Here is a 2921-nt window from a genome sequence, read left to right as displayed (position 1 = left end):
TTCAAACAAATTCAGGCTGGGTTTATACTGCATTTATTATTGATGTGTTCTCACGAGCAATTGTTGGATGGAAAGTATCGACACGGATGAATACAGATATGGTGCTCGATGCATTGGAGCAAGCATTTAGGGCGGCAGAGGGGGCTGGAACGCTGAGTGCGCCCATGCCGCATTGCAAAGCAAAAGATAATCGGATAAAATGTAGCAATTCATATTCGTAAGCGTGGAGTAATCAGATGGGAAATTCCAAGTCAGCAGACAAGTAAGCCGCAACAACCAGTATTGTTGTTGCGGCGCTCTGTAAGGCTAGTCTCATCTGATTGCTGACGAGCAGACGTCGCCCGGTATTCCTTAATCGAGGGTTGATTCGTCATGACCACCACACGCCCCGCGTGGGCCTATACGCTGCCGGCAGCACTGCTGCTGATGGCTCCTTTCGACATCCTCGCTTCACTGGCGATGGATATTTATCTCCCTGTCGTTCCAGCGATGCCCGGCATCCTGAACACGACGCCCGCTATGATCCAACTCACGTTGAGCCTCTATATGGTGATGCTCGGCGTGGGCCAGGTGATTTTTGGTCCGCTCTCAGACAGAATCGGGCGACGGCCAATTCTACTTGCGGGCGCAACGGCTTTCGTCATTGCGTCTCTGGGAGCAGCTTGGTCTTCAACTGCACCGGCCTTTGTCGCTTTCCGTCTACTTCAAGCAGTGGGCGCGTCGGCCATGCTGGTGGCGACGTTCGCGACGGTTCGCGACGTTTATGCCAACCGTCCTGAGGGTGTCGTCATCTACGGCCTTTTCAGTTCGATGCTGGCGTTCGTGCCTGCGCTCGGCCCTATCGCCGGAGTATTGATCGGCGAGTTCTTGGGATGGCAGGCGATATTCATTACTTTGGCTATACTGGCGATGCTCGCACTCCTAAATGCGGGTTTCAGGTGGCACGAAACCCGCCCTCTGGATCAAGTCAAGACGCGCCGATCTGTCTTGCCGATCTTCGCGAGTCCGGCTTTTTGGGTTTACACTGTCGGCTTTAGCGCCGGTATGGGCACCTACTTCGTCTTCTTCTCGACGGCTCCCCGTGTGCTCATAGGCCAAGCGGAATATTCCGAGATCGGATTCAGCTTTGCCTTCGCCACTGTCGCGCTTGTAATGATCGTGACAACCCGTTTCGCGAAGTCCTTTGTCGCCAGATGGGGCATCGCAGGATGCGTGGCGCGTGGGATGGCGTTGCTTGTTTGCGGAGCGGTCCTGTTGGGGATCGGCGAACTTTACGGCTCGCCGTCATTCCTCACCTTCATCCTACCGATGTGGGTTGTCGCGGTCGGTATTGTCTTCACGGTGTCCGTTACCGCGAACGGCGCTTTGGCAGAGTTCGACGACATCGCGGGATCAGCGGTCGCGTTCTACTTCTGCGTTCAAAGCCTGATAGTCAGCATTGTCGGGACATTGGCGGTGGCACTTTTAAACGGTGACACAGCGTGGCCCGTGATCTGTTACGCCACGGCGATGGCGGTACTGGTTTCGTTGGGGCTGGTGCTCCTTCGGCTCCGTGGGGCTGCCACCGAGAAGTCGCCAGTCGTCTAACCGACGACTGGTAGCAGGCCCGCTCCGATGCGGCGCACTAACCATCGAAACCTCGTGAATGTCGGTATCCTGTCTGGCAGGATACCGCTCATTTCCCTTGTTCAGTTCATCGCCGTCGCCGAGCATCTGAATTTTCGGCATGCGGCCAAGGCACTTGGTATCAGCCAGTCGAGCGTCAGCGCGCGTGTGAAAGCGCTGGAGGATAACCTTGGTGTCCTGCTATTTGAGCGCCATGCGCGGGGCGTTCGGCTAACAGACGCAGGCAGGCACTTCATGGAGCGTGTCACGGCGGGTGTCGATCAACTCGATCACGCAGTGAAGACCGCAGGCATGACAGCTCAAGGAGAATACGGCCGGCTTCGCATCGGCATCCATGCCTTAATCCCACGCAGCTTTCTCACGGAGCTGATCCGTCATTATCGGGAAGAACATACGGGCATTGAGGTTGAGATCACCGAAGGCACAGCCCGCGATGCGGTGATGCAGCTTCGTGCTGACCAGCTCGACGTGGTGTTCGTCGCGGGCAAGCCCGAGATGCCCGACTGCCATACCCGACCGATCTGGACCGAACCGCTGGTGGCCGTGCTATCGGATGGGCATCGCCTCGCCGGGCAGTCCGCAATCACTTGGTCCGATCTGGTCGGCGAGACTTTCATTGTTCGCTATGGTGGCACCGGCCCGCAGGTCCATGACCATATCGTGCTGCGCCTTGCCGGGCGTTGGCCCGCACCGTCGATCCGGCGCTTTGATGTGGGGCGCGACACGCTGCTATCTATGGTCGGACAAGGCTTCGGCATCACTATCGTCGGCGAGGCAACGTCATTGTTGCCGACGACCGGCATCGTCTTCCTGCCCTTCCTCGATGAACCGGAGCCGGTTGCCTTTACAGCCGTCTGGTCGCCGTTCAATCGCAACTCCGCACTGAAAAATCTACTCAACCTCGCAGGCAAAATGAAGCGTGACGGCGATTCGCCCAATCGTTTCCTGGATGGCACTCGACCGGCACGATAACGGCACAGGCGATCCATCCTATTTGCCGCCGATAGTATCCGGCAGCCCTCCGGCATCCTCTTTCCTGTTGCCCGTCCCGATTTTGCCTACTCTCTGATCGGCTCCGTCTCTTTTGCCGACTGGAGCCTGCATTGCGCGGAGGCCGAATCCTTTGGGGTCAGATCGCCGTAGTCATCACCATCGTTCTGGTGATGACACTGAGAAATTTGACGATAATCAAAATACTGACCTGCAAAGAAGCGCTGCATACGTCGATAAAATGATTGTGGTAAACACTTGATGGGCAAGGCTTTAGATGCAGAAGAAAGATTACATGTTTGCTT

2 protein-coding genes and 3 pseudogenes are annotated in these 2921 nt (G+C 56.5%); 4 read left to right on the top strand and 1 reads right to left on the bottom strand.

Annotated elements, in window-relative coordinates; genetic code table 11:
* The 4 genes and pseudogenes from FTT71_RS13100 to FTT71_RS13090 form a co-directional block, all read left to right on the top strand.
* Positions 1–125, top strand: a pseudogene (locus tag FTT71_RS13100) (DDE-type integrase/transposase/recombinase); the annotation flags it as partial.
* A 247-nt stretch (positions 126–372) separates the two neighbouring features.
* Positions 373–1587 (top strand): chloramphenicol/florfenicol efflux MFS transporter FloR, encoded by a 1215-nt coding sequence (gene floR, locus FTT71_RS13095; protein WP_000214122.1) that lies wholly within the window; start codon positions 373–375, stop codon positions 1585–1587.
* 27 nt (positions 1588–1614) lie between these two features.
* A pseudogene (locus tag FTT71_RS13400) lies at positions 1615–1914 on the top strand (LysR family transcriptional regulator); the annotation flags it as partial.
* A 3-nt stretch (positions 1915–1917) separates the two neighbouring features.
* Positions 1918–2598, top strand: coding sequence for a LysR family substrate-binding domain-containing protein (locus tag FTT71_RS13090; protein WP_109354582.1), 681 nt, complete (start codon positions 1918–1920; stop codon positions 2596–2598).
* 197 nt (positions 2599–2795) lie between these two features.
* Here the strand turns inward: FTT71_RS13090 and FTT71_RS13085 are convergent.
* Positions 2796–2921, bottom strand: a pseudogene (locus FTT71_RS13085) (IS4 family transposase); the annotation flags it as partial.

The sequence above is a fragment of the Acinetobacter sp. YH01004 genome, from assembly GCF_013420455.1.
GTDB lineage: Bacteria > Pseudomonadota > Gammaproteobacteria > Pseudomonadales > Moraxellaceae > Acinetobacter > Acinetobacter towneri.
The sequence above is the reverse complement of the archived record's forward strand: the minus strand, read 5'-3'. Positions and strand labels throughout refer to the sequence as shown.

Coding starts and splice junctions, on each gene's coding strand:
- floR (WP_000214122.1), top strand. CDS start 373: ATGACCACCACACGCCCCGCGTGGGCCTATACGCTGCCGGCAGCACTG.
- FTT71_RS13090 (WP_109354582.1), top strand. CDS start 1,918: ATGACAGCTCAAGGAGAATACGGCCGGCTTCGCATCGGCATCCATGCC.